The sequence below is a fragment of the Duganella sp. FT27W genome (assembly GCF_009295655.1).
GTDB classification, from domain to species: Bacteria; Pseudomonadota; Gammaproteobacteria; order Burkholderiales; family Burkholderiaceae_D; genus Rugamonas; species Rugamonas zoogloeoides.
Genome location: NZ_WHIV01000003.1, coordinates 983,810 through 1,008,254, shown reverse-complemented (window position 1 = coordinate 1,008,254; position 24,445 = coordinate 983,810). Strand labels below are relative to the sequence as shown.

At 61.2% G+C, this 24,445-nt stretch carries 19 protein-coding genes and 3 tRNA genes; 12 read left to right on the top strand and 10 right to left on the bottom strand.

From position 1 onward, the window contains the following. The first annotated feature begins 14 nt into the window (after window positions 1-14). From F8197_RS16330 to F8197_RS16305, 5 genes are all read left to right on the top strand, one after another. Window positions 15-611 carry a MarC family protein gene (locus F8197_RS16330; protein ID WP_019920446.1) on the top strand — a complete coding sequence of 199 codons (597 nt, stop codon included), beginning with the start codon at window positions 15-17 and terminating at the stop codon, window positions 609-611. 210 nt (window positions 612-821) lie between these two features. Beyond that, window positions 822-3,686, top strand: a complete 2,865-nt coding sequence (locus F8197_RS16325; RefSeq protein ID WP_152882731.1) for a TonB-dependent receptor domain-containing protein — start codon at window positions 822-824, stop codon at window positions 3,684-3,686. A gap of 149 nt (window positions 3,687-3,835) precedes the next feature. Next, on the top strand, window positions 3,836-4,117 hold the full coding sequence (locus F8197_RS16320; RefSeq protein WP_152882730.1) for an autorepressor SdpR family transcription factor: 282 nt from the start codon (window positions 3,836-3,838) through the stop codon (window positions 4,115-4,117). Continuing rightward, a complete protein-coding gene (locus F8197_RS16315; protein WP_152882729.1) occupies window positions 4,114-4,770 on the top strand; it encodes an SdpI family protein in 657 nt (218 codons plus the stop codon). The genes F8197_RS16320 and F8197_RS16315 overlap by 4 nt, the downstream gene beginning before the upstream one ends. 32 nt (window positions 4,771-4,802) lie before the next feature. After that, window positions 4,803-5,903 carry an alpha/beta hydrolase gene (locus F8197_RS16305; protein WP_227012277.1) on the top strand — a complete coding sequence of 367 codons (1,101 nt, stop codon included), beginning with the start codon at window positions 4,803-4,805 and terminating at the stop codon, window positions 5,901-5,903. A 3-nt stretch (window positions 5,904-5,906) separates the two neighbouring features. On the opposite strand, the gene F8197_RS16300 is transcribed toward F8197_RS16305, so the two are convergent. Next, window positions 5,907-6,926 (bottom strand): pirin family protein, encoded by a 1,020-nt coding sequence (locus tag F8197_RS16300; protein WP_227012276.1) that lies wholly within the window; start codon window positions 6,924-6,926, stop codon window positions 5,907-5,909. A gap of 10 nt (window positions 6,927-6,936) precedes the next feature. Further along, the gene (gene uvrB / locus F8197_RS16295; RefSeq protein ID WP_152882728.1) at window positions 6,937-9,012 is read right to left on the bottom strand and encodes an excinuclease ABC subunit UvrB; all 2,076 of its coding nucleotides are present in this window, start codon (window positions 9,010-9,012) and stop codon (window positions 6,937-6,939) included. Window positions 9,013-9,128: 116 nt separating this feature from the next. Here uvrB and F8197_RS16290 point away from each other — a divergent pair, with 116 nt between their 5' ends. The 4 genes from F8197_RS16290 to F8197_RS16275 all read left to right on the top strand — a co-directional run bounded on the left by F8197_RS16290 (window position 9,129) and on the right by F8197_RS16275 (window position 12,203). After that, window positions 9,129-10,331, top strand: a complete 1,203-nt coding sequence (locus tag F8197_RS16290; RefSeq protein ID WP_193333448.1) for an amino acid aminotransferase — start codon at window positions 9,129-9,131, stop codon at window positions 10,329-10,331. A 124-nt stretch (window positions 10,332-10,455) separates the two neighbouring features. Next, window positions 10,456-10,531, top strand: a tRNA-Asn gene (locus F8197_RS16285). Between the two features lie 85 nt (window positions 10,532-10,616). Further along, a tRNA-Asn gene (locus F8197_RS16280) sits at window positions 10,617-10,692 on the top strand. 527 nt (window positions 10,693-11,219) lie between these two features. Further along, window positions 11,220-12,203 carry a hypothetical protein gene (locus F8197_RS16275; protein WP_152882727.1) on the top strand — a complete coding sequence of 328 codons (984 nt, stop codon included), beginning with the start codon at window positions 11,220-11,222 and terminating at the stop codon, window positions 12,201-12,203. Window positions 12,204-12,756: 553 nt separating this feature from the next. Here F8197_RS16275 and F8197_RS16265 read toward each other — a convergent pair. From F8197_RS16265 to F8197_RS16255, 3 genes are all read right to left on the bottom strand, one after another. Continuing rightward, window positions 12,757-13,161, bottom strand: a complete 405-nt coding sequence (locus tag F8197_RS16265) for a GNAT family N-acetyltransferase (RefSeq protein WP_152882726.1) — start codon at window positions 13,159-13,161, stop codon at window positions 12,757-12,759. Beyond that, window positions 13,161-13,352 (bottom strand): DUF1778 domain-containing protein, encoded by a 192-nt coding sequence (locus tag F8197_RS16260; protein WP_227012275.1) that lies wholly within the window; start codon window positions 13,350-13,352, stop codon window positions 13,161-13,163. The genes F8197_RS16265 and F8197_RS16260 overlap by 1 nt, the downstream gene beginning before the upstream one ends. Before the next feature lie 137 nt (window positions 13,353-13,489). After that, entirely contained in the window at window positions 13,490-16,078 is a 2,589-nt protein-coding gene (locus tag F8197_RS16255; protein ID WP_152882725.1) for a hypothetical protein, read from the bottom strand. Window positions 16,079-16,361: 283 nt separating this feature from the next. On the opposite strand from F8197_RS16255, the gene F8197_RS16250 reads away from it, so the two are divergent. From F8197_RS16250 to F8197_RS16240, 3 genes are all read left to right on the top strand, one after another. Further along, window positions 16,362-17,054 carry a DUF3334 family protein gene (locus tag F8197_RS16250; protein ID WP_152882724.1) on the top strand — a complete coding sequence of 231 codons (693 nt, stop codon included), beginning with the start codon at window positions 16,362-16,364 and terminating at the stop codon, window positions 17,052-17,054. A gap of 394 nt (window positions 17,055-17,448) precedes the next feature. Beyond that, window positions 17,449-19,635 carry a TonB-dependent receptor gene (locus F8197_RS16245; RefSeq protein WP_152882723.1) on the top strand — a complete coding sequence of 729 codons (2,187 nt, stop codon included), beginning with the start codon at window positions 17,449-17,451 and terminating at the stop codon, window positions 19,633-19,635. A 56-nt stretch (window positions 19,636-19,691) separates the two neighbouring features. Continuing rightward, window positions 19,692-19,767, top strand: a tRNA-Asn gene (locus F8197_RS16240). 56 nt (window positions 19,768-19,823) lie between these two features. Here F8197_RS16240 and F8197_RS16235 read toward each other — a convergent pair. From F8197_RS16235 to F8197_RS16215, 5 genes are all read right to left on the bottom strand, one after another. Beyond that, window positions 19,824-21,029: a cysteine dioxygenase family protein gene (locus F8197_RS16235; protein WP_152882722.1), complete on the bottom strand. Its 1,206-nt coding sequence runs from the start codon at window positions 21,027-21,029 to the stop codon at window positions 19,824-19,826. Window positions 21,030-21,155: 126 nt separating this feature from the next. Further along, window positions 21,156-21,569 carry a hypothetical protein gene (locus tag F8197_RS16230; protein ID WP_152882721.1) on the bottom strand — a complete coding sequence of 138 codons (414 nt, stop codon included), beginning with the start codon at window positions 21,567-21,569 and terminating at the stop codon, window positions 21,156-21,158. Window positions 21,570-21,597: 28 nt separating this feature from the next. Next, window positions 21,598-21,834 (bottom strand): hypothetical protein, encoded by a 237-nt coding sequence (locus F8197_RS16225; RefSeq protein WP_152882720.1) that lies wholly within the window; start codon window positions 21,832-21,834, stop codon window positions 21,598-21,600. Window positions 21,835-21,842: 8 nt separating this feature from the next. After that, window positions 21,843-22,169: a winged helix-turn-helix domain-containing protein gene (locus F8197_RS16220; RefSeq protein ID WP_152882719.1), complete on the bottom strand. Its 327-nt coding sequence runs from the start codon at window positions 22,167-22,169 to the stop codon at window positions 21,843-21,845. A 106-nt stretch (window positions 22,170-22,275) separates the two neighbouring features. Next, a complete protein-coding gene (locus tag F8197_RS16215; protein WP_373996894.1) occupies window positions 22,276-24,441 on the bottom strand; it encodes a family 2A encapsulin nanocompartment cargo protein cysteine desulfurase in 2,166 nt (721 codons plus the stop codon). Between the last annotated feature and the right edge of the window lie 4 nt (window positions 24,442-24,445).

The window sequence follows — 24,445 nt, the reverse complement described above, 5'->3', positions numbered from 1 at the left end:
TTCAGAACAATAATATGACCCAAGACTTCTTTCAGACCTTCATCCTGCTGGTCCTGGTGACCGATCCGTTCGGCAACGTGCCGCTGTTTGCCAGCGTGCTCAATCCCGTGCCGCCGGCGCGCCGCCCGCGCATCGTGATTCGCGAATGCGCGATCGCCTTCGGCCTGCTGCTGATCTTCATGTTTTTCGGCCGCCACTTCTTGGCCGCATTGCACCTGTCGGAAGTTGCGCTGCGCATCGGTGGCGCCGTGATCCTGCTGTTGATCTCGATCCGCATGATTTTCCCGCACCCCGATGGCGTGCTGGGCCGCACCGATGGCGCCGAGCCGTTCATCGTGCCGCTGGCCATTCCCGCGCTGGCGGGCCCGTCCGCGCTGGCGACCGTGCTGCTGTTCTCGAGCGAGAGCACGGGCGAGGTACTGGTGCACGTGGCGGCGCTGGCGGCCGTGGCGGTGGTGTGGCTGGCGGTATTTTTGTCGGCCGAGCGCCTGCAGAAAGTGCTGGGTCCGCAGGTGATGACCGCGTTCGAGCGGCTGATGGGACTGATTTTGACCGCGATGTCGATCGAAATGCTGCTGAGCGGAATACGCGAGTTCGTCAAGACCTTGTAGGCTGCGAGACCGCGTCCCGATTGAAAAAAAGCTGTACAGTGCGCGAGCAACGGCGCTACAGTGGCTGAAACAACAATGTAAACAATTTACATAGTGATGCGCCTCCGTCTCCCCGGCGGGGGCGCGCGGCCTCACCACTGTCAGCATTATCGGCGCCCCCTGCGGCGCCATGCCTGGTGATTATTCCGAACTACAAAACCAGGAGTACCCATGAAAAGCTCTGCCCGGCATACGCCTGCCTTACGCCTGTCCGTCATGTCCACCGCGCTGGCCGCAACATTTGCCGCCGCGCTGCTGGTGGCCCCGCTGGCGCATGCCCAGCTCAGTACCGCCACCATTCAAGGCCAGGTCGCCAGCGGCGCAGCGCCCTCGGCTGGCGCCGCGGTCACCGCCACCAACGAACTCAACGGTTATAAGTACGAAACCACCACCCGCGCCGACGGCAGCTATGTGCTCACCGGCGTGGCGCCCGGCACCTACCGTATCCGCGTGGGCGAGCAGCAGGCTGAGCCTGTCACCGTCAGCGTGGGCCAGACCAGCCAGGTCAACCTGCAGTTGCAGGCGGGCGTGCAGCAGGTGGTGATCACCGGCTCGGCGTCCCGGCGCGATGTGACCGGTTCCGAGGTGGGCACGTCGGTCTCGCGTCAGCAGATTGAAAAACTGCCGCAGGTCACCCGCAACTTCCTGTCGTTTGCCGACCTGGCGCCCGGCGTGCGCTTCAATGTCGATACTGCAGGCAACGTCAAGATGCAGAGCGGCTCGCAGAGCCAGGACAATGTCAACGTGTTCATCGATGGCGTCAGCCAGAAGAACAATATCCTGCGTGGCGGTGTGTCAGGACTCGATTCGAGCCGGGGCAATCCGTTCCCGCAATCGGCGGTGGCCGAGTACAAGGTGATCGCGCAAAATTACAAGGCCGAGTTCGACCAGGTATCGAGCGCGGCCATTACGGCGGTCACCAAGTCCGGCGGCAACACCCTGAGCGGCGACGTGTTCTGGGACCACAGTGGCACCAACCTCACCGCCAAGGATCCGTTTCAGAAAGAATCGGAGCGCCAGGGCGTGGGCCGGCCGTCGTCGTCGCAGGACCAGTATGGCGTCACGCTCGGCGGTCCGATCAAGGAAGACGTCGCGCACTTCTTCATCGCCTACGAGGGCAAGAAGATCGACAGCCCGCGCCAGGTGATTGCCCAGCGCACCGACCTGCTGCCCGATACCGGCATCGTGCCGTCGCTGCTGGCGCGTCAGGGCTCGCAGGTATCGAGCTTCAAGGAAGACCTGCTCCTGGTAAAAGTGGATGCCCAGATTTCGCGCAACCAGCGCATCGAAGCGACCGCCCGCGTGCGCCGCGAGTCCGACCTGATTCCCGAAGACCTCAAGCTCAGCGTCGCCGAAAACGTTCTTGACCGCACCAACGACGAGGACCGCTTCGACGTCAAGCACGAGTGGAGCGACCAGGGCTTTTTGAACGAAGCGCGCTTCGGCTACGAAAAATACAGCTGGAATCCACGTTCTGAGGCGGCCAACCCGTACGTGCGTTACCAGGTTTCTCCCAGCAACTCCGATGACAACGTGGTCGATGTGCTGATCACCGGCGGCTCGCCCAACAACCAGTTCCGCCAGCAGCGCGGCCTGTTGTTGCAGGACGATCTCACCTATACCGGGCTGGAAAATCATACCTTCAAGGCGGGGGTAAAGGCCAAGCGCATCGATTACAACCTGTCCGGCACCGCGCGCGCGGTCGAGCAGCGCTGGGAGCGCATCGACACCGTCACCGGCATTCCGAGCCTGATCCGCTCGGAGCCGGCAATTCCGTCCGCTGGCGTGGCGTTCTCCAACAATCAGTACGGTATTTATTTCCAGGACGACTGGCAGGCCACCGACAAGCTGCTGCTCAACCTCGGTGTGCGCTACGACTACGAGAGCAATATGCTCAACAACAGCTATGCCACGCCGGCCGACCGCGCGGCCATCTTCGACCGGCAAGATCCCCGCGACGGCGCCGTTGCCGGCCAGACCTATGCGCAGTCGCTGGCCAAGGGCGGGGTCAACATCGCCGACTACATCAGCAACGGCAACAGCCGCAAGCCGTTCAAGGATGCGTGGGCACCGCGCCTGGGCCTGTCGTACGATCTCAACGGCGACCGCGCTTCGGTGCTGTTTGCCGGCTGGGGCAGGGCGTATGACCGGGCAATTGCCAACCACGCGCTCGACGAGGCGCAGAAGAACTCGCAGCCGGGTGGCGAAATCTGGCTGATCAAGAACAACCACAAGATGGCGTACACCGACCAGTTCAGCGTTGGTCTGCGCCAGGCACTGGGCCGCTGGAACGGCGAAGTGGGCTACACCAATTCGCGCAGCCGCAACCAGTTCAACTGGTTCGGCGGCAACCGCGACGTCAACGGCACCTGGGGCAACGGCAGCCCGATCGATCCGCTGTTCGGCTCGGTGCCCGGTTACAGTACCCTGGTGCTCGGTGACTTCATCACCCAGACCAAGGCCGAGAACATTTACCTGAAACTGGACAAGCCTTATACCAAGGCGTCCACCTGGAGCCTGGGCGCGACCTACACCTACAGCCGCGGCGAGACCACCAACAACGAGTGGACCAACAACACGTTCAACTGGACCTACGGCCGCTACGCCACTGCCTGGAATCCATCGACCGACGTCGAAAAGCACCGCCTGGTGGTAGCGGGCGTGTCCGACGGCTTGCTGCCGTTCGGCTTGATGGTGTCGGGGAAACTGACGGTCGGCTCGGGCCTGCCGTACCGCATCACCGACTGCTCGCGCGGTCCTACCAGCTGCGTGGCGGCCGAAGGCAAGGGCAGCAACTTCCGCCAGGTGGACGTGGGCCTGGCCAAGGAAGTCAAATTCGCGTTCGGCGCGCTGTCGCTGCGCGCGGACGTGCTCAACCTGTTCAACAGCATCAACTACGGTGGTTACGACGGCTGGGCCGGAGGACCGGGCAACCCGAGCAACCGCTTCGGCGGCGACAACGCCAACCTCGGCGTACCCAACTCGATGGGCGGCCCGATGCGCACGGTCAAGTTCAGCGCGCGTTACGCGTTCTGATCCTGCTGCACCAGGCATCCGGGCGTCTGCCGCCCGGATGTTGCCAGCCACAACCAAAATGCGTTGAATGAGTTGACCGCGACCGTCAACTTGCCTTATATTTAGATGGATGTCTAATTAGATGTTTATCTCAATATGAATGCTGGCACATGACTTCCAACAATAGCGCGTTCAAGGCGATTGCCGATCCGGCGCGGCGCGAGATCCTGCGGCTGCTGCGCGATGGCGAGATGACGGCCGGCGACCTGGCCGAGCGTTTCGATACGAGCAAGCCGACCATGTCGCACCACTTCGCGGTACTGGTGGAGGCCGACCTGATCGCGCGCCGGCGCGAAGGGCAGACCATCTGGTACAGCCTCAATACCACCGTACTGCAGGACGTCGTCGCGTGGATGATGGACCTGACCGAACCCACCGGGAGGAAAAAATGAAAACCCGCTTCATCACCATCTGCCTCGTATTGATCGCCCTGATCAGCGCTTTCACCTGGCATTACTTCCCGGCGCTGCCCGAGCACATCCCGTTGCACTGGAATGCCGCTGGAGAAGTCGATGGCTATGGTCCGCGCGCCATGCTGTGGCGGCTGGGCCCCGGCTTGATGACGCTGGTCGCACTGCTCGGGCTGGCACTGCCATCGCTGTCGCCGCGCCGCTACGGCGTCACCGCGTTCGAGTCCACCTGGCTATATTCGACCGGCGTGGTCGTGGTGCTGCTGGCGTATGTCCACGTACTGGTGCTGATCGCCGCCACCGGCGGCAACGTGCCGATGGACCGCGCGGTGCCGGCCGGGATGTGTATCGTGCTGATCCTGGTGGGTAACCCGCTGGGCAAGGTGCGCAAGAATTTCTACCTCGGCATCCGCACGCCATGGACCCTGAGCAGCGACCGCGTGTGGTATGCGACTCATCGCCTCGGTGCCAGGCTGATGGTTGCCAGCGGCGTGCTGGGTCTGGTTGGCGTATTGGCTGGCGCACCGGGGTGGCTGGTGCTGTTGCTGATGTTCTGGTGGGCGCCGGTTGCAGTGCTCTATTCGCTGGCGTGCTACAAGCGGCTGGAAAAAGCGGGTACGCTTGAATCGAACTGAGTCACCTATCCATTCCTTTAAAGGAGTCGTTGATGCGTATTACGCTGCCCTTGTGCACGCTGCTGTTTTGCTGGACGGCCAATGCTGCGGTACACGCTGCGCCCGCCGTATCCAATGCGCCTGCCGCACCCGCTGTATCCGCTGCGCCAGCTGTACCCACCGTGCCCGCCGTACCCGCAGTAGCCATTACACGAGCCACGCCCGCCGCGCCCGTCACACCGGTCGCACCTGCGGTACCCTTTGCGGCGCGTGAAGTGACGCTCGATGTCGGTGGCGGCACGCTGCGCGGCACGGAATTGGCGCCCAAGGCGGGGCAGGGTGGCAAGGTGCCGGTCGTGCTGCTGCACGCCGGCTCCGGCCCCACCGACCGCAACGGCAACAGCATCGCGCTGCCCGGCGCCAATGACAGTCTGAAGATGGTGGCCGAAGGGCTGGCGGCGCGCGGCATCGTCTCGATTCGCTACGACAAGCGGCTGATTGCAGCGAGCGTCTCGCCGCAGTGGAGCGAGGCTGATCTGCGCTTCGACGATTTTGTCAACGACGCGGTAGCGTGGATCCGCCAGTTGAAAGCCGATCCGCGCTTCTCCAGGGTGGTGGTGGCCGGGCATAGCGAGGGCGCGCTGATCGCGGCAGGCGCCTGCCGGCGCGGCGCGGCCGATGGGTGCGTGGAGATTGCCGGCATCGGGCGTGGTCTCGATGAAGTGCTCGACGAGCAATTGAAACCCCACTTGACGCCAGAACAGTTTGCGCAGCACACGCGCATCGTGGCGTCGCTCAAGGAGGGCAAGCTGGCGGACGCGGTGCCGCCCGAGCTGATGATGTTGTACCGGCCATCGGTGCAGCCTTACCTGATTTCGTCGCTGCGCCACGGGCCGCGCGACGCCATCGCCGCCTTGACCATGCCGGTGCTGATCGTGCAGGGCACGTCCGACATCCAGGTGAAGGTGGCCGACGCCGAAGCGCTGGCCAAAGCGCAGCCGGCCGCCAAGGTGGTGATCGTCGAGGGCATGAACCACCTGCTGAAAATCGTCGGCGACGACCAGGCCTTGCAGGTCAAGTCGTATGGCAGCAATGAGCTGCCGGTGGCGCCGCAGTTGCTCGATGCGGTGGCCAACTTCGTGCAACAACTGTAGTGCTTAGTTTTCCCGGCGCTCTACCTGGCCACCGACGTGACGCGCAAAGCGGGTAGGATCGTCGCCATGTACGGGCGCCATGTCGGGCCACGGCCAGCCGCCAAAACCGGTCTGCTGGTAGTCGGCGTGTGCCTGGCGGATTTCCTGTTCGCTGTTCATCACGAACGGCCCGGCCTGCACCACGCGCTCGCCGATCGGGCGGCCTTGCAGAACCAGGAACTGCGCGGGTTTGGCGCGATTCTTCAACACTAGCGGGGCGTCGGTACGCAGGTCGTTGGCGCTGCGCGCTGCGATCGACTGGCCGCCGATGGTGGCGCCGTCGCCATCAAAGTAATACAGCGCGCGCCTGGTTTGCGCGCCACGCGTGGCAGGCAGGGTCCACTCGGCGCCCGGCTCCATCGTGATGACCCAGATCGCCACGTCGCTGTCGTCGGCGGCTGCCCACGAATCGGGTGGCGGCGCCAGCGGTTTTAATTCCGCCAACTGGCCGGCGACGCACAGCACGTCGGTGCGCGCGCCGGAAGCATCGGCCACCACCTGGTGCGGCACGTCTTCGGACCACAGCATGGTGAAGTGCGGTTCGACCATCTTGCTGCGCGCGGGCAGGTTGAGCCAGATCTGGAACAGCTCGAGCGGATTGTCGGCGTCGGTTTTCAGCAGCGGGAACATCTCGGAGTGGACGATGCCGCGACCGGCTGTCAGCCACTGCACGTCGCCGGCGCCGAAGCGTGCAGCGGCGCCCAGCGAATCGGCATGGTCGATCAGGCCACGGCGCACGATGGTCACGGTTTCGAAGCCGCGATGCGGGTGGCCGGGGAAGCCCGGTATCTGCTGGCCGTGGTACATATTCCAGCCATTGACGTTGGCGAAATCCTGGCCGATATTGCGCCCGGAAAGCGGCGTGGCGGGGCCGTACTTGCCGTTACCCTGCGGGTAGCCATCGACGTGGTGGACGCAAAATAAAAACGGGTCCATGGTGGCCCAGGGCATGCCCAGCGGACCACTACTCAGAATTGGATTCATTGTGTAACCTTTATGACGGCAGCGTATCCGCGCCCGGGGCGCCGAACAGCTGCTTCTTGAGCCCATGGAGCTGGTCGCGCACTTGCGCGGCTTTTTCGAATTCGAGATTCTTGGCGTGTTCGACCATGGCTTTTTCGAGGCGCTTGATCTCCTTGGCGATCTGCTTTTCGCTCATCGATTCGTACTTGGCCGATTCCTGCGCCACCGCCAGTTCTTCCTTCGCCTCCGAGGGGCTGAAGACGCCGTCGATCATGTCCTTGATCTTCTTCTGCACGCCGCGCGGCACGATGCCGTTGGCGGTGTTGAAGGCGATCTGCTTGGCGCGCCGGCGTTCGGTTTCGCCGATGGCGCGCTCCATCGAATCGGTCATGCGGTCCGCGTACAGCAGCGCCACGCCGTTGAGGTTACGCGCGGCGCGGCCGATGGTCTGGATCAGCGAACGCTCGGAGCGCAGGAAGCCTTCCTTGTCGGCGTCGAGAATCGCCACCAGCGACACCTCGGGCAAGTCCAGGCCCTCGCGCAGCAGGTTGATCCCGACCAGCACGTCGAAGGTGCCCAGGCGCAGGTCGCGCAGCAGTTCCACGCGTTCCACCGTTTCGATATCGCTGTGCAGGTAGCGCACCTTGATGCCATGGTCGCTCAGGTACTCGGTCAGCTGTTCGGACATGCGCTTGGTCAGCGTGGTGACCAGTACGCGCTCGTTCTTGGCCACGCGGTCGGTGATCTCGGACATCAGGTCATCGACCTGCGAGCTGGCCGGACGCACGATGATCAACGGGTCCACCAGGCCGGTGGGGCGCACCACCTGCTCGACCACCTGGTCGGCATGGGTCTTTTCGTACTCGGCCGGCGTGGCCGAGACGAACACGGTCTGGCGCATCTTCTGCTCGAATTCCTCGAATTTCAGCGGGCGGTTGTCAAGCGCGGACGGCAGGCGGAAACCGTAGTCCACCAGGTTGGTCTTGCGCGAACGGTCGCCGTTGTACATGGCGCTGAGCTGGCCGATCAGCACGTGCGACTCATCCATGAACATCAGCGCGTCCTTGGGCAGGTAATCGACCAGGGTAGGGGGCGGGTCGCCCGGCATGGCGCCGCTCAGGTGGCGCGAGTAGTTCTCGATGCCTTTCGTAAAACCGATTTCCTGCATCATCTCGAGGTCGAAGCGCGTGCGCTGTTCCAGGCGCTGCTCTTCAATGAGCTTGCTCTCGTTGCGGAAGAATTCCAGGCGGTCGCGCAGTTCGAGCTTGATCGACTCCACCGCGCGCAGCACGGTCGAACGCGGCGTGACGTAGTGCGAGCCGGGATAGACGGTAAAGCGCGGGATCTTCTGTTTGACGCGGCCCGTGAGCGGATCGAACAGCTGGATCGATTCGAGCTGGTCGTCGAACAGGTCGAGGCGCACGGCCAGGTCGGCATTCTCGGCCGGGAAGATGTCGAGCGTATCGCCGCGCACGCGGAACGTGCCGCGGCCGAAATCGACTTCGTTGCGGGTGTACTGCATCTGGATCAGGCGCGCGATGATGTCGCGCTGCGAGACGCGGTCTTTGGCGCGCAGCGTCAGGATCATCTGGTGGTATTCGTTCGGATTACCGATACCGTAGATGGCCGACACGGTGGCCACGATCACCACGTCGCGCCGCTCCATCAGCGACTTGGTGCACGACAGGCGCATCTGCTCGATATGCTCGTTGATCGACGAGTCCTTTTCGATGAACAGGTCGCGCTGCGGCACGTAGGCTTCGGGCTGGTAGTAATCGTAGTACGAGACGAAGTATTCGACCGCGTTCTCTGGGAAGAACTCCTTGAACTCCGAGTACAGCTGCGCGGCCAGCGTCTTGTTGGGCGCGAAGACGATGGCAGGGCGGCCCTGGCGCGCAATGACGTTGGCCATGGTGTAGGTTTTGCCGGAACCAGTCACGCCGAGCAGGGTCTGGAAGAACAGGCCGTCGTTGATGCCCTCGCACAACTGGTCGATCGCCACGGGCTGATCGCCGGCCGGCGGGAACGGCTGGTGCAGCTTGTAGGGCGAGTCGGGGAAGGTGACCACGGTTGCCGCAGAAGTGTCTATTACGGGTAATTCAGCCATCTTGATCAGACCTTTGTTAGAATGACGGCCTGCCAGCGGCCTAATTTTCGGATACTAGTAAGGGGCGCTGTCAAAATTTTCCACTGCGAACCGTTCAAATCGAATCCAATCTTATCATGACGAATCCTAGCTTGTTCAGCGCCATCGACATGGCCCCACGCGACCCGATCCTGGGTATCACCGAAGCCTTCAACGCCGACCAAAACCCGGCCAAGATCAACCTTGGCGTAGGTGTCTACTATGACGACAATGGCAAGGTGCCGCTGTTGGCTTGCGTACAGAAGGCCGAGGAAATCCTGATCGCCGCACCGGCGCCACGCACCTACCTGCCCATCGAAGGCCTGGCTGCCTACGACAAGGCGGTGCAAGAGCTGGTATTTGGCGCCGACAGCGCGGTAATTCAAGAGAAGCGCGCGATTACCGTGCAAGCCATCGGCGGCACCGGCGCCCTGAAGATCGGCGCCGACTTCCTCAAGCGCTTCGCGCCCGACGCCCAGGTCTATATCAGCGACCCAAGCTGGGAAAACCACCGCGCGCTGTTCGAAAGCGCCGGTTTCGCCGTGAATAACTACAGCTACTACGATCCGGCCACGCACGGCGTCAACTTCGCCGGCATGATCGCCGACATCAAGGCCATGCCTGCCGGCTCGATCGTGCTGCTGCACGCGTGCTGCCACAACCCGACCGGCGCCGACCTGACCTCGGCTCAATGGGATGAAGTGATTGCAGCCGTGACCACCGGCGGCCTGGTGCCGTTCCTCGACATGGCCTACCAGGGCTTTGGCGCGGGCATCGCCGAAGACGGCGCCGTGGTCCGCCGCTTTGCCGACGCCGGCGGCCCGCTGCTGGTCTCGAACTCGTTCTCGAAATCGTTCTCGCTGTACGGCGAGCGCGTGGGTGCCCTGAGCGTGGTGGCAGCCAGCGGCGAAGAAGCTGCGCGCCTGATGTCGCAAGTCAAACGCGTGGTGCGCACCAACTATTCGAACCCGCCGGTCCATGGCGGCAAAGTTGTCGCCACCGTGCTGACCACGCCGGAACTGCGCCAGCTGTGGGAAGACGAACTGGCCGGCATGCGCGTACGCATCAAGGAAATGCGCGAAGCGTTTGTCGCCAAGCTGAAAGCCAAGGCGCCATCGCACGACTTCGACTTCGTGCGCGACCAGGTGGGCATGTTCTCGTACTCGGGCCTGACCAAGGAACAGGTCGGCAAGCTGCGCGAGCAATCGATTTACGCCGTGGACACGGGCCGTATCTGCGTGGCAGCACTGAACTCGCGCAACATCGATACCGTTATTGACGCCATCGCCAAAGTACTCTAAAATCTTGCTTCTTCGGATCGCGGCAACGTGATTCGAGATGGCAACAAGATGTACCGTTAAGAATTGCACTGAAAGAATTCTTTCTTGAAAGTGCAAGATAAACAGTATAAAATGTTGCCTCTTTTCCCTGATAGCTCAGTTGGTAGAGCGACGGACTGTTAATCCGCAGGTCCCTGGTTCGAGTCCAGGTCGGGGAGCCAGAATTTCAAGGCAGCGCCAAGGCGCTGTTTGAACCGATGAATGAAATGCTCGCAGCATGCATCGGGTAGCACCAAGCGACACAATTCCCTGATAGCTCAGTTGGTAGAGCGACGGACTGTTAATCCGCAGGTCCCTGGTTCGAGTCCAGGTCGGGGAGCCAGAATACAAGAAGGCCACGTTGAGAAACGTGGCCTTTTTCGTTTAGGTCCTCCAGTTTCTTGGGCGCGTCCGTCATCCGGTAACTTAGGATGGAGTGGTCGTGGGTGGCAAGTTCAAGTACTCTGGGAATCTTTCGCATTTCCCTGTAGCGCGCCGCGACATTTGGCATTGATTTTTCAGCTCGTCATCAGCTAAACCGAACCACCGCACTTGATACATGCAATGCCGCCGGTTGGGCGCTTGGACCAATCCATACATCACCAAAATAGCCGGCCCATTCCATTTTTTAACCATAGGCTCTGAATCTAGATGGCCGAGGTCCTTGATACATGCGTTCTTAATGCCGTCCCTCGTAAGCCATGTGAGATTGGTAGTAATTTTCGGATAACAACATAAAGAGCCAACGTCAGATCTGGTGTGACAATATGTGATATTTCCAATTGGAAAATTTGCTATTGTTTACTACCACCGGCTAAGAGTGGTCGGAGGTAATTCAATTTGATTAAGAAAGATTCAATGGATACGATAATGCCAAGTTTCAATCGGATCACCATCCGAGTGGATGTTCCGCGGGATCAGGCCGAGACATTCATGACCGATATGCAGCAATGGATGCTGAGGGTACCCACCGTCTACTTTTTGGACATTTGTGCAATCGCACACATCAAGACTTACCTTCCGTCTAAGAACGTCAAAGACGAACATCACAGGGAGTCTATCCATGCACTTCATGAACTCGACCTCCCTCAAAACCGCGTGTCCTATCTCCCAGCTCTGATGGAGAAGGCCAGTGACCAACGCAGCAAGTTTTCTGCTGAGGATTTTATCCTTGAGGCGCGGCGCGACTGGGATGCAATGAGTGCATTCTTCACGAACGCCCGCGTATTAGAGCCGTGGAAATTCGTTGAGGCCTATGCGACCGACTTGTTTGGAGTTCATCCTGAGCAGTCGACGCCACAGTATCTAATGTTCCTTCAGTTCGCAAATGACCAAGGCCTGCACAACAAGATCGCCGAAGCGAAACGTTTCAAGATGGCTCAAGTGCTTTGCGCCAAAGCGCATGAACTCGGGATATTAACTAGTCACCCGGTGGTGTTGGTACCGATCGCAAGCCTGTATGGCTGCGAGGATGCTCGATTGGTATTGAAATTCGCTGGAAAGCCGGAAAATTTTAATCCTGGTAATGCCTTGGGTGATATTCAGTCGATCTCCCGTGTCGGTGGAATGATGACGCACTTCATCCAACGCGCTGGCGCGAGCGGCGGACCGTTCAAGAACGGCAAATTCAAAACAGCCGACTCTCCGCTTCATAACATGCTGCGCTATTTCACCGTGGAATCTATGAGCACAACGGAAACGTCAGATGGGGCAACTCACAAATATAAGGTGACCGTCGATGCTCCGAGTCTTTACCCAAGTCTTTTCGGGGCAGATCGCGAGCCTAAAGACGAGAAAAGTGAAGCTGAACTGGATCGACTGTACGAGCTATTAGGCGCAGAATTTCCCGTGTAACGGAGCTCTTCGCTAGCGTTTCTACACCGCTGCTAACGACGGCAATGCACCCGGCCTAATAGAGAGTCCAGTTAGGGGAGTAACCATGGGCTTGCGATGCCACCAAGTATCCGCCCCCCATGGCGACTGGCTGTGCAGATTGGGATGAGAATAAATATCCTGCTTGATGGAGTACCCGATAAGCTGCAGAAGCGGCATCGGCAGGGTTCCAGTGGGCAACGGAATCTCTGCCAAGGCCGTTAAACGGGCGTTAATAGCTGTTTCAATACAACGTGGCGGCGATGTGCAGGCCAGCACCATTTGAACGACGCAAGAGCGCTTTAATGCGTTTTGGATTTTTTGGCCTACGCTGGCTAACAACCCAGTCAGCACTGAGCAATCCCAATTAGTGATCACCAGTTCGGTGCTGACCTTGACGGTGTCGTGGACGTTTGCCGTCGAGTACTTGATATCCAGTTCCAGAATGTGGAGACCCTCGAATGCCCTACGGATGTCGCGTGGTCATTGATCGAGACCATCACCTTGCCCTTACATGACCGCATCAGCTGGGCCATTAGCTCAAACTGCTCCAGCCCAAAGTCCACGGTGCTTGCACGAGGCTGCGATGCAGCGCATTGAGTAGCAGAAATTCGCCCAAGCCTTTGTCTGGAATAGTTTTGTCGCGCGCCAGGCGCCCAAGCAGGGTTACCGGGAGGCTGTTGTAGCGCGGTAGCTTCTTTGCAAGCTTGGCCGGTAATTCGCGCAGGGGAATCAACGATGACGAGAGCGTGTAAAAGCCACGCACGGTGATGGTGTCCGACTCGACGAGTACGAACGGTGCGGCTACATACCGGTCCGCGTCCTGCCTGGCTTGATGCTTCAAATAGCGGTTGAGAGCATCGCTTCCGCAGTTGAAGGCGCTGCGATCGTGTCCGCTTGCGAGCGCGACTACGAATTCAGGCGCCAGGACCAGCGACATTACAGTCCCGATTTGCGCCGATAGCTATCGGCCGCCTTGCGCAGTCGTGCGCCCGGCTCGGCAGCTTTCAGGACCGCCGAAACGAAGGCAATCTGCTCTTCCCTGGACAGCCGGATCAGCTCATGCTCTTGCGCGGCCTCGTCTGCCACAACATCGTCTGTAGCCGCTTTCACTTTATCTAACGTAGTCATCCCTATCTCCAGGAAGGCCGGATTGCATCGCCCAATGTACGGCATTTGCACGGGAAGTTCAATCGGCGCACGCGACAAACTCTGTATGGCTGCAGGGTGGGCCAGGCAACGGCAGCCCGGCCCGGGCAAACTTTATCCTACTGCCAAACCGCCTCAGTCCAATCACGCCACACCTTCAACCGCGCCGGCTCCGCACCCATTTGCGTTGCCTTCCACAGTCCGTATTGTTCGGTCTGCTCGGTGGTAATCTGGCCGAGGTTGTTGGTGACCATGTAGTAGCCGCCGTCCGGATAGTGGCCCAGTGGCGCCTTGGCCTGGTCGAGGCAGTAGCGGAAGCCGGCGACGTTTTCCGGTTCGCCCAACTCGGTGTTGGCCGGGTCGCAGCGGCGCCAGGCGCTTGCTGGCTGGTGGGTGTACAGCGCGTTGAACTGGCCGATCGCGCCGTTCACGGTTTTTAGATACAGGCCCGGCTGCAGTTCGTCGAGGAAGCGGTAGCGCGAGGGTTGTACGCCTTCGCGCGTGGCCTTGTCGAGGAAGTTGGCGGTGGCTAGGTGCTTGACGATCTGGGCGCGGCCGTAGCGGGCTGCGTTGTCGTAGCCGGTGGGGCCGTTCGGGTCCCAGATCGGGATATCGTTGTTGACGTATTGCGCGCCCTTGATGCGTCCTTGCAGCAGGCGGATGTTGTGGCTGTTTTGCAGGGCGCGCGCCGCTGGTGTGCCGGAGCCCACCAGGTCGCCGATGTATTCGTCGAACGCGGTCAGGTACGGCCAGTCCATCGGGTAGTTCACCCAGCCGCTCTGGCCGCCGGGATTGACCGTCATCTGCAACTGGTACCACTGGTTGCTGCGGTAGTAGGAGCCGACGATGTTGTCCGCCTCCCAGGCCGTATACCACTCGCGCGTGATCTTGCCCGCCGCGTTCTTGTCCTCCTGGTACACCATGTGCGGCGCCAGGAAGAACAGGCTCACGGTCTGGAACGGCCAGCCGTGCGCCTCGCCGCGACCCTTCCACTGGCCGGTGGTTTTATCCTTGTCGCCGATGAACCAGGTCTGGTTGCCTTCGAGCTGGTAGTCCTGCGCCAGTTCCCACTGCTTGACCACGTTCCAGTGGAACATGCTGGCCACCGCGCGCTCGATGAAGGCGTTGGTGGTGAAGTCGCGCGGCTTGGCGGCGGCCATGGTGGTGCTGTTGGCCAGGGTTTGCAGGTAAGCAGCGCCGCGCTGTGCGCCGTATTGCTGGCCGTTGTCGGCAATGTGGTTGCCGCGTCCGCCGCCGAGGAATTTATAGGCGTCCCACCCGGTAAACGTCATCATGGCATTGATCTGCACCCGCAGGTCCGGGATCAGGTGGCTGTAATCGGCGCGGTTGCCGTTGGGGTTTTTGTGCTGCTCGAACCAGTTGATCAGGTCGTGGTAACGGCCGTTGGGATTTTGCCAGCCTTCGTTCGGATGCTGGATGCCGTTGGTAAAGCCGCTGCCGTCTGCCGTCGTGGGCCAGATGTCGAGCGGATGGGTGGTGGGCAGCCAGGCATTCCAGTCGGGGAACTGCATCGGGATCGCGGTCTCGCGCACGTTCATGGTGGCGTCGGGATTCATCACGCGGTCGATGTCGGCCTGGGTAAGGGCCAGCGGCACGCTCAAGGGTTTGCCGAACAGCGCTTTCACGGCATCGGTCGGATTGGTCAGCACCGCCTCGAGGCCGGCGCCGGCCGACCATTCGGTCGCGCAGGCAGCGGTAGTGCAGTCGAGGCCTGGTCCAGGCTGGTATGGCGGATTCCATGGCCGCGCCTTGGCCACGTATGGCACGTCCTTGAGCGATGCGCGCAGGAAGGCGGCGATCTGCGCACCCTGGGTGTCGGAGAGGCCGTGGAAGCGGCTGCGCTGGACGATGGCATTGTTTGAATAATTGAAGTACTGCAGGTCGCGGCCGTTGTCGGCGTGGCACGAAGCACATGCGGCCTGCAGCTTGCGGGTGACGATGACCGATTTGGCGTTGTTGCCATGCGCGTACCACAAGGCTTTGCCGGCATCGATATCGGCTTGTGCCAGGTTGCCGGTGCCGCGCTCGCTTAGCGGATCGAAGCGCTGCACGGTGGTGGTGTCCACCTGCGCTGCGCTGGCGTCCTGCAATTGCAGGTTGAGGATGCGGTAGCCGTTCGATTCGCCGTCGGTGCCGTTGAAGCGGAACTGGATGCGGTTCATGCCGGGCAGCGCCACCAGGCGCGCCCTGGCCGCCGCGTCGAGCGGCACGGTGATGCGGGTGGTGTAGAAGCCGCCGTTGATGCCGCCATGCAGGCGCTCGTCGTCGGCCAGCACCATGTTGGCGTCGGTAACGTCGATCCACGGCGCGTTGCTGTCGTCGCCGGCGCCGCCAAGGATGCGGATGCTGGCCTTGATCTTGACGGGCAGGGCGGTGGTGGCCTCGAATTCCGGCGCACCGTAGAAGCCGCAGCGGTGGCACTGGAACCACAATTGTGTCGCGGCGCCGAGCTTGTAGGCAGCCAGGCCCAGCCGGGCTTCGGCAATCACCGGCGTGGCGCGCGCACCGTTGCCGAGCACTTCGAGCGGCAGTACCAGCGCATCGCTGCCGGCCACCACCGTGGCGGCAAAGCTGGCGGTCTTGGTGGCCGGTTGCCGGTTGGCGTCATTGCCAGCGCCGCAGGCTGCCAGCAGGGCGGCCACGGCCAGCGCGCACGCCGTCCGTAACCGTGAGCGGAAATTGTTCATTGGTTTTTCCCGGGATTGATAGTTGATTCGATATGTTTGATGTGGCGGTAATGCCGGAGAATGTTACCGGAAATCAAATTCGATTTGAAACGAACAAGGTCTGCTATGAGGCATAGGCGGATGGCTCACAGAATTTGCATTTCGGCACAAATGTTTCATGAAATCGCAGGTATCGGTGGACGTGAATCTTGCATCTGGTTATTCTTCTAACTCGGGACGCGGTCGTTGCGCAGCGCGCACCTGCACCCAGCTTTTACAATTGAAAAGGTCACAGAGGTTCACCATGAGTTTTGAAAAAGAAACGGTTGTCTACGGCACCGAGGATGTGCTGAAGAGCTTGTGCGATTCCGTATCGCGCGTGATCAACGTGGCCACGCAGAGCCGCGTGAACTATTCGGGTATGGTGCAGCGCATTACCAAGATCGGCCTGAAGCCGGACATCGGTTGCTTCGTGCTGTTCGACGGCGGCTTCACCGGCCTGGTGGTGCTCAACTTCAGCGCCGCTACCGCGATGGAAATCTACGAACGCTACATGCTCACCATGGGCATGCCGAAGTCGGAACTGGCCACCGCCCACACGTCGGACGAAGTGTCCAACATCATGGGCGAGCTGATGAACCAGATCGTCGGCGACTTCACCGGCAAGGTGCGCCGCGAACTGCAAACCAACATCACCCAGAACCAGCCGAAAATGCTGGTGCTCAACAAGCAGGTGATGCTGAACGTCGATACGCCGCTGGACCGTCCGGAAATCCGCCGCGTAACGTTCTACACCGAGAAGAACAACATCTTCTACCTGGAACTGGCGATCGACCGTACCGAATTCATCCGCCTGCACGACTTCGACACCCACGAAGAAACCGATGCCGACGCCCTGATGGATGCCGAGCAAGCCAAGGGTAACCAGGGTTCCCAGTCAGCGCCGGTGGATGACATCGACGACAATTCCGACCTGCTGCGTTCGCTCGGCATGTAACCGCTGTGGTGTTTTCCACACACATGGTGAGGATTTCACCAAAAAAGTCGCGCCCAAGCGACTTGGTGTAACGAAATAAACAGTATTGATTTTTTCGCCAAAAGGCGCCCCGCTGCACAGCCGGGCGCCTTTTTATATTCTGTAAACACATATGGTGTACCGAATATCTAACACTTAAGCGAGCTGGTCATATATTCGGCTTGCAATACCACCTATCAATGAAAGAAAATACCGCCTTTCTCAAAGCGGGTGCATTCTAGACATCTTCAAGATGCGTTGCCCCGCTTGAACCGCCATGGTCGCGACAGATGATCAGCCGGAAGCCAGACCACAAAAGAGAAGACAGGAGACACTGTTTCGCACTCTTTATCAGCCAATTAAATCGGGAATTCGAATGATCAAACTGTCCAAGATGCACAAGCGCCTGCTGGCGCTGAGCGCCGTTATGCCTATGGGCGCCGCAATGGCCCAGACCGCAACCCAACCGCAACTGGAAACCGTCGTGGTAACCGCCCAGCGTCGCGCTGAAAACATCAAGGACGTGCCGGTGTCGGTGACGATGCTCAAGGATGAGCGCCTCGACGTGCTGCTGTCCGGCGGCCAGGACATTCGCGTGCTGGCCGGCAAAGTGCCATCGCTGAATATCGAATCGTCGAACGGCCGTACCTTCCCGCGCTTCTACATTCGCGGCTACGGCAACACGGACTTCAACGCGTTCGCCTCGCAACCAGTGTCGCTGATCTACGACGACGTGGTGCAGGAAAACGGCATCCTGAAAGGTTTCCCGATGTTCGACCTGGCCGGCGTGGAAGTACTGCGCGGCCCGCAGGGCACCCTGTTCGGCCGCAACACCCCGGCCGGCGTGGTCAAGTTCGAATCGGCCAAGCCGAACCTCGATAAAGTGGAAGGCTACTACAGCCTGTCGTGGGCCAGCCATAACACCATCAATCTCGAAGGCGCCGCCAACGTGCCGCTGTCGAAGGAATGGGCAATGCGCGTATCGACCCTGCGCCAGCACCGCGACGACTTCGTCGACAACACCTTCACCGGCGCCAAAGACTCGCTGGAAGGCTACAACGAACACGCCGAGCGCGTGCAGTTCCTGTACAAGCCGAGCACCACCTTCAATGCCCTGTTCAATGTGCACTCGCGTTCGACCACCGGCAGCGCACGCCTGTTCCGCGCCAACCTGATCCGCCAGGGTACCAACGACTTTGCCGACGGCTACGACTTCACCAAGATCGGCACCAATGCCCAGAACGGCCAGCACCTGCGCACCAACGGCGCCAACGTGCGCCTGTCCTGGGACCTGGGCGCGGTCAAGCTGTTCTCGATTACCGGCTACGAAGGCGTGGACGACTACCTGAGCCGTGGCGACATCGACGGCGGCTACCCGAACCAGCCGGGCGTGCCGTTCCAGGTTGAAACTGCCGGTGGCCTGAGCTACCTGAAGCAGTACAGCCAGGAATTCCGCGTCGAATCGAAAAACGCCGGTCCCCTGAACTGGCAGACCGGTGTGTACTGGTTCAAGGAAAGCGCCGAAGGCCTGACCGACAACTTCGACACCGCCGGCGCGCGTACCTCGCACCTGGTGAGTCACCAGAACAACACCGCCAAGGCCATCTTCGGTTCGGTAACTTACGACCTGAGCAGCGACCTGGTCCTGCGTGGCGGCGTGCGCTACACCAACGACAAGAAGGACTTCCGTACCGTCACCAATATCAACGTGGCGCAAACGGGTCCAAGCACGGCCGACGCCGACAAGAGCAAGGCCAACTGGGATGCCAGCCTGACCTACAAGATCAACCCGGACGTCAACGCCTACGCCCGCGTGGCGACCGGCTTCCGCGCGCCAAGTATCGCAGCGGCATCGGCAGCAGTGCCGATCACCGTGGCCGATGCGGAAACCATCACCTCGTACGAAGCCGGTATCAAGGCTGACCTGTTCAACCGTCGCGCCCGTGCCAACTTCAGCATCTACAACTACGAAGTCAAGAACCAGCAGCTGACCGTGGTGGGCGGCCTGTCCAATGCCAACCAGCTGATCAACGCAGCCAAGACCACCGGTCGCGGCGTGGAAGCGGACTTCGAAGCCTTTATCACCCCGGCTTTCAAGGTGACCGCAGGCGGTTCGTACAACTTCACCGAGATCAAGGACCCGTCGCTGCGCGTGGCCACCTGCAGCCCTAGCCGTTGCACCGTGACCGATCCGGTCGACGCCAACGGCTTCGCCCTGATCAACGGCAACGCGTTGCCACAGGCGCCGAAGTACACCGTCAACGCCACCGCCCGCTACAACTGGGCGCTGGAAAACGGCAACCTGTTCGTGCTGACCGACTGGGCTTACCGCAGCAAGATCAACTTCTTCCTGTACGAGTCGAAAGAGTTCACCGGCAAATCGATGGTGGAAGGCGGCGTGCGCGTCGGCTACAACTGGGATGGCGGCAAGTATGAGGTGGCAGCGTTCGGCCGCAACATCACCAACACCGCGCGCATCATCGGCGGCATCGACTTCAACAACCGCACCGGTTTCGTGAACGAGCCACGCCAGTTCGGCGCCCAGTTCCGCGGCAATTTCTAAAATTCGCCGTTCAGCGTAGACAGCTGACCCGAGGCCGTATATAATGCGGCCTCTTTTCCCTGATAGCTCAGTTGGTAGAGCGACGGACTGTTAATCCGCAGGTCCCTGGTTCGAGTCCAGGTCGGGGAGCCAGAATGCGTAGCATCAAAAAGCCCAGCCTTTACCGGTTGGGCTTTTTGCTTTGGGCCTTATTTTGCGGCGGCCGCCATCGCGTTTTCCCACTCTTCCTTGATCTTCTGCTTGAAGTCCAGGTATTCCCAGTCCGAATCCGGCAGGAAGTGCTCGATTTTGTCTTTCTCGATGTAGTCGAAGTATTCGTAGTGCGTGTCGTTAGTGTCCGGATAGCGGTAGCACTGGATCGTCGCGCAGAAGTCGCCGCCCGGTTTCGGTGACGGATTTTTCAGCTGGTGGATCTGGTAGTAGTCGGGCGTGAGGAAGGTGACGTCGCCGGCATGGGCGATCATGCTGCCCCACGGTGTGAGCAGGTTCGGGTCGAGCGAACTGAACCACGATACCTGGATCTGTCCATGCAGCACCTTGATGACGGCGCAGGCTTCGCCGTGGTCGTGGATCGGCGAGCCATTGCCTGCCGGCCAAATCTCCAGCACGTACGGCTGGCCGGGCGAATCGCCCATATTGGTGTCGAGCGTGATGCGCAGGTAGCCGAACTCCGCTTCCTTGTGCTGAAGCTTGGTGTAACAGAGTGCGCCCTTGGTGTTGATGGAGTACTGGATCGCCTGGGCAAACTCGGGGAAGTCCGGTGAATTCAGGGTGATGCCGGGGCCGGCGACGTTGGCGTACAGGCGCTGGCACACCGGCGGCAAGTCGTTGACCACGGATGCGCTGTTACCGGCGATGATTTCCATGGTGATGGCCGAGGTCGGGATGACGGCAGGCGGTGGATCGAGCGTGACCGGTATCTGCATCACGCGCAGGTGGTCCTTTACCGTGCCCAGAATGTCGACTTCGCGCAGGTCCTTGCTGAAGTCCTTCAATGTACAGGTCGACTCGGCATTCCATTGATATTCGAGCAGCATCAGCCCGCGCAGCATCTCACCCTTGCCGTAGCGGATGCGCTGGTTGTTGGTGTCGATGCTGACCCAGTATGGTTGCCTGATTTCGGGCAAGGTGAGCAGCAGTTTCTTGTCTTCCGAGGTCACCAGGTTGCTGATCTTGCCGCCTGTCTTGCAGTCGATGGTAAAGCAGGTTCGGCTGATCGCCACCTCCAGCGTGCTGCCTTCCTTGGTGGAGAAGACAAAGCGCAGGGCGTCTTCCACAACATCGGGCTTGATCGATACCGTCCCTTGTCCCTTGATTGGCAATACCGCGCCGTTATCCGTTGACACCGCGTAGTGCAAACTGACGCTCTGTTTCGGGGCTTGCAAACTCGTCATGGTCATCTGTCCTTGTAGATAGTTGGAGTGCCGTTAGGCAACTCAAACTATATAAGACAGAGCCGGGCTGGAAATTCACGAATTGTCACAGCTGTGCAGTAGCGAATGGCACTATTCTGCGCCAACTCAAACCGCAGCCGCACCCCACCGGTCACCGCGCTTGCGAATGTACTGATCGAACACATACCTCCAAGGCATCGCAATCGGGATGATGATGGCCACCGCGCATTCGAAGGCGGTGGCGATGATTGTCTCGTCCATGGTGCCGCTCTGCCAGGCGGGCAGGGCGACCAGCAGCAGCCACAGCGACTTCCACGTCAATTCCCACAGCAGCACCGGCAACATCTGCAAGGGATAGCGGATGCCGACGATGCACAGCAGGCTGAACGCCGTCAGCATGCACTTGACCACCCCCTGCGACAAACCCCACGGTTCGGCGTGGCGCAGCACGCCCGGCCACACGACCAGCGCCAGTCCCAGCGCGATGATCAGGTACACAGCTCTCAGCGAATACAAACGAAACAGCGATACGTGTGGCATGGCGCTACTCCCATTCTGGCAGGTTGGATTACTCGACGTCTTTCAGCACTTTTTCAATGGCGACGATGCGGATTTTCAGGTCGGTCAGGGCAGCGGCGGTGGCTTCTTCGGCGGCGACCGCGCGTTCGGCCAGCAGGCGGTAAGACTCTTCGCTGTCCGCTTGCAGTTGCGCCTTTTTGACGATGGTCTGCGAGCGGATCAGGAAGATCATCAGGATCGTGCCGAAGAAGATGCCGAGGGTCGTCAGGTAAATCGGTTCAGACATGGTTGCCTCTATTTTTCAGGATTGTTGGTCAGGGTGGCGACTGCGGTACTGATCGTGGCCGGCGACAGGTCGATGGCGAATGGTGCGACGTCGAAAAAATTGAGCGCCTTGCCATCGTCCGACAGTTCCAGCTGGCTCGTTACCAGCCCGGCGTCTTCCAGCTTCTGCAAATGCAGGTGCAGCAAGGGCCGGCTGATGTTCAACTCCCGCGCCAGCTGGCTCACGTAATTGCGCCCGCCTGCGGCCAGTGCTGCCACCACCCGCAAACGGTGCGGGTTGGACAGCGCCGCCAGCGCCGCCAGCAGCTGATCGCCAGTAAGGTGTTTTGATTTCATGTGTCAACAATATCTGACAGGTGTCAGCATGTCAAACCATTTCGACGAAAAAAAGCCCCGTGCAGTGCACGAGGCTTTCATGGGCAACTGCCGGGCGGATGGTGCTTCAGCCGTTGCGCCGCTCTCCAGCCAACCGCCGCACCACCGCGATCAAACGGTCGATTTCGTCGTAGGTGTTGTAGAACGCCAGCGACGGCCGCACCGTGGTCTCCACGCCGAACCGGCGCAGGATCGGCTGCGCGCAGTGGTGGCCGGTGCGCACGGCGATGCCTTCTTCGTTGAGCGCCTTGCCCACTTCCTCGGTCGTGTAGCCTGTCAGCACGAACGACATCACGCTGGCTTTGTCCGCCGCCGTGCCGATCAGGCGCACGCCGGGGATTTCGCGCAGCTTGTGGGTGCCGTACTCCAGCAGTTCGTGCTCGTAGCGGGCGATGTTCTCGATGCCGATCTTGTTGATGTAATCGATGGCGGCGCCGAGGCCCACCGCGTCGGCGATGTTGCCGGTGCCAGCTTCGAACTTGTTCGGAATCGGCTGGAACACGGTTTTTTCGAACGTGACGTCGGCGATCATATTGCCGCCGCCCTGCCATGGCGGCATATCTTCGAGCACTTCGCGCTTGCCCCACACCACGCCGATGCCGGTCGGGCCGAACAGCTTGTGGCCCGAGAACACGAAGAAGTCGGCGCCGATGTCCTGCACGTCGATGCGCATATGCGACACCGATTGCGCGCCATCGACCAGCGCCTTGGCCCCCGCGCGGTGCGCCAGTTCCACGATCTCCTTGACCGGCACCACGGTGCCAAGCGCATTCGAGACCTGCGTGACGGCGACAATTTTCGTGCGATCGTTGAGCAGCTTGCGGTACTCGTCGAGCAGCACCTGGCCGCTGTCATCGACCGGGATCACGCGCAGCGTGGCGCCCTTGGCGGCGGCCAGCTGCTGCCACGGCACGATGTTGGCGTGGTGTTCGAGGTTGGAGACGATGATCTCGTCGCCTTCGCCCACGTGCTGGCCGCCCCAGCTCTTGGCCACCAGGTTGATGGCCTCGGTGGTGCCGCGCACGAAAATCACCTCGTTCACATCGGGCGCGTTGAGGAAACGCCGCACCCGCTCACGCGCGCCTTCGTAGGCGTCGGTGGCGCGCGCCGCCAGCGCATGCGCGGCGCGGTGGATGTTGGAGTTTTCGTGCTCGTAGAAGTAGCTGATGCGGTCGATCACCGATTGCGGCTTGTGGGTGGTGGCGGCGTTATCGAACCATACCAGCTGGCGGCCATTGACGCGCTCCTGCAAGATCGGAAAATCGCGTCGCACCGCGTGCACATCGAACGGCGGATGGCGGTCGCTGCCAGCCAGCGGCACGGTGCCATGTGGCGCCGGTTTGGCAGGCGTGACAAAACCGCTGGGCAGGGTGACGGCATCGACAAAATAGTACTGCGGCGCGGGCGTTGGGGCGCCCGGTGCGCTCGATGCTCCTGGTGCGGCGGCGTTCCGCTGGTCGGGCGCGGTGGCGCCGGGTTGGCCGTGGCGGTCGCTCAGGAAGTAGTAGGCGCCAGTGTCTGCGAAAGGCGAAGCCGGGTACTGCTGCGCTGCTGGCGTAACAGGCACGCCCACGCCAAACGGCGCAGCAGGCACGCCAGCCGCACCGGCATTACCAGGCGTGTTCCCGAACGCCTGCGGCACGCCGAGCAGCGCGCCGCCCACGCGGGGCTCGTACGCGGGTATCGCGCCGAGCGCCTTATCCGGCACGCCGTTGCCCGCTTGCGCGGACGGCAGCAGCGCCGGCGCGCGATTGGCCAGCGACAGCACCTGGGTAGGCGAGGCCGGGATCAGATTGGTACCGGGGATTTGTCCTTGCGGGATCGGCGTACCTGGCACGGCCGGACCGAAGCCGGCGGGGCTGGCCAAGGGCGAGCCGGCCGGCGCGATATTGGCCGGCGCCTGCACGCCCGGCGCGGAAAACTGCCGTGCCGCCGTTGGTGCAAACTGCTGCACCTGCGATGGCGGCGACAGAGATGCCGACGACGGCGCAGACGGATATGCCGACGATGACGCCAACGATGGCGACAAACCCGGCGCCGCGCCAGGTGCGGAACCGGATGACGAGCCAGGTGCCGAGCCGGGCGACGCAAACGGCGAAGCAAACGGCGACGCTGCAAACAGCTCGTTCGCCAGCCGCGCCAGCACGGCCGGATCGAAGGGCGCGCCCGTCGGTGCTGGCACGCTGGCCGGCGGGCTGGCCGGGAGGGAGGAGGGGGGCGTCAGGATGCTCACGGCG

Coding starts and splice junctions, on each gene's coding strand:
- F8197_RS16225 (WP_152882720.1), bottom strand. CDS start 21,834: ATGTCTGAACCGATTTACCTGACGACCCTCGGCATCTTCTTCGGCACG.
- F8197_RS16250 (WP_152882724.1), top strand. CDS start 16,362: ATGAGTTTTGAAAAAGAAACGGTTGTCTACGGCACCGAGGATGTGCTG.
- uvrB (WP_152882728.1), bottom strand. CDS start 9,012: ATGGCTGAATTACCCGTAATAGACACTTCTGCGGCAACCGTGGTCACC.
- F8197_RS16300 (WP_227012276.1), bottom strand. CDS start 6,926: ATGAATCCAATTCTGAGTAGTGGTCCGCTGGGCATGCCCTGGGCCACC.
- F8197_RS16260 (WP_227012275.1), bottom strand. CDS start 13,352: ATGACTACGTTAGATAAAGTGAAAGCGGCTACAGACGATGTTGTGGCA.
- F8197_RS16235 (WP_152882722.1), bottom strand. CDS start 21,029: ATGACGAGTTTGCAAGCCCCGAAACAGAGCGTCAGTTTGCACTACGCG.
- F8197_RS16265 (WP_152882726.1), bottom strand. CDS start 13,161: ATGTCGCTGGTCCTGGCGCCTGAATTCGTAGTCGCGCTCGCAAGCGGA.
- F8197_RS16320 (WP_152882730.1), top strand. CDS start 3,836: ATGACTTCCAACAATAGCGCGTTCAAGGCGATTGCCGATCCGGCGCGG.
- F8197_RS16325 (WP_152882731.1), top strand. CDS start 822: ATGAAAAGCTCTGCCCGGCATACGCCTGCCTTACGCCTGTCCGTCATG.
- F8197_RS16255 (WP_152882725.1), bottom strand. CDS start 16,078: ATGAACAATTTCCGCTCACGGTTACGGACGGCGTGCGCGCTGGCCGTG.
- F8197_RS16230 (WP_152882721.1), bottom strand. CDS start 21,569: ATGCCACACGTATCGCTGTTTCGTTTGTATTCGCTGAGAGCTGTGTAC.
- F8197_RS16290 (WP_193333448.1), top strand. CDS start 9,129: ATGACGAATCCTAGCTTGTTCAGCGCCATCGACATGGCCCCACGCGAC.
- F8197_RS16245 (WP_152882723.1), top strand. CDS start 17,449: ATGATCAAACTGTCCAAGATGCACAAGCGCCTGCTGGCGCTGAGCGCC.
- F8197_RS16305 (WP_227012277.1), top strand. CDS start 4,803: ATGCGTATTACGCTGCCCTTGTGCACGCTGCTGTTTTGCTGGACGGCC.
- F8197_RS16220 (WP_152882719.1), bottom strand. CDS start 22,169: ATGAAATCAAAACACCTTACTGGCGATCAGCTGCTGGCGGCGCTGGCG.
- F8197_RS16330 (WP_019920446.1), top strand. CDS start 15: ATGACCCAAGACTTCTTTCAGACCTTCATCCTGCTGGTCCTGGTGACC.
- F8197_RS16315 (WP_152882729.1), top strand. CDS start 4,114: ATGAAAACCCGCTTCATCACCATCTGCCTCGTATTGATCGCCCTGATC.
- F8197_RS16275 (WP_152882727.1), top strand. CDS start 11,220: ATGCCAAGTTTCAATCGGATCACCATCCGAGTGGATGTTCCGCGGGAT.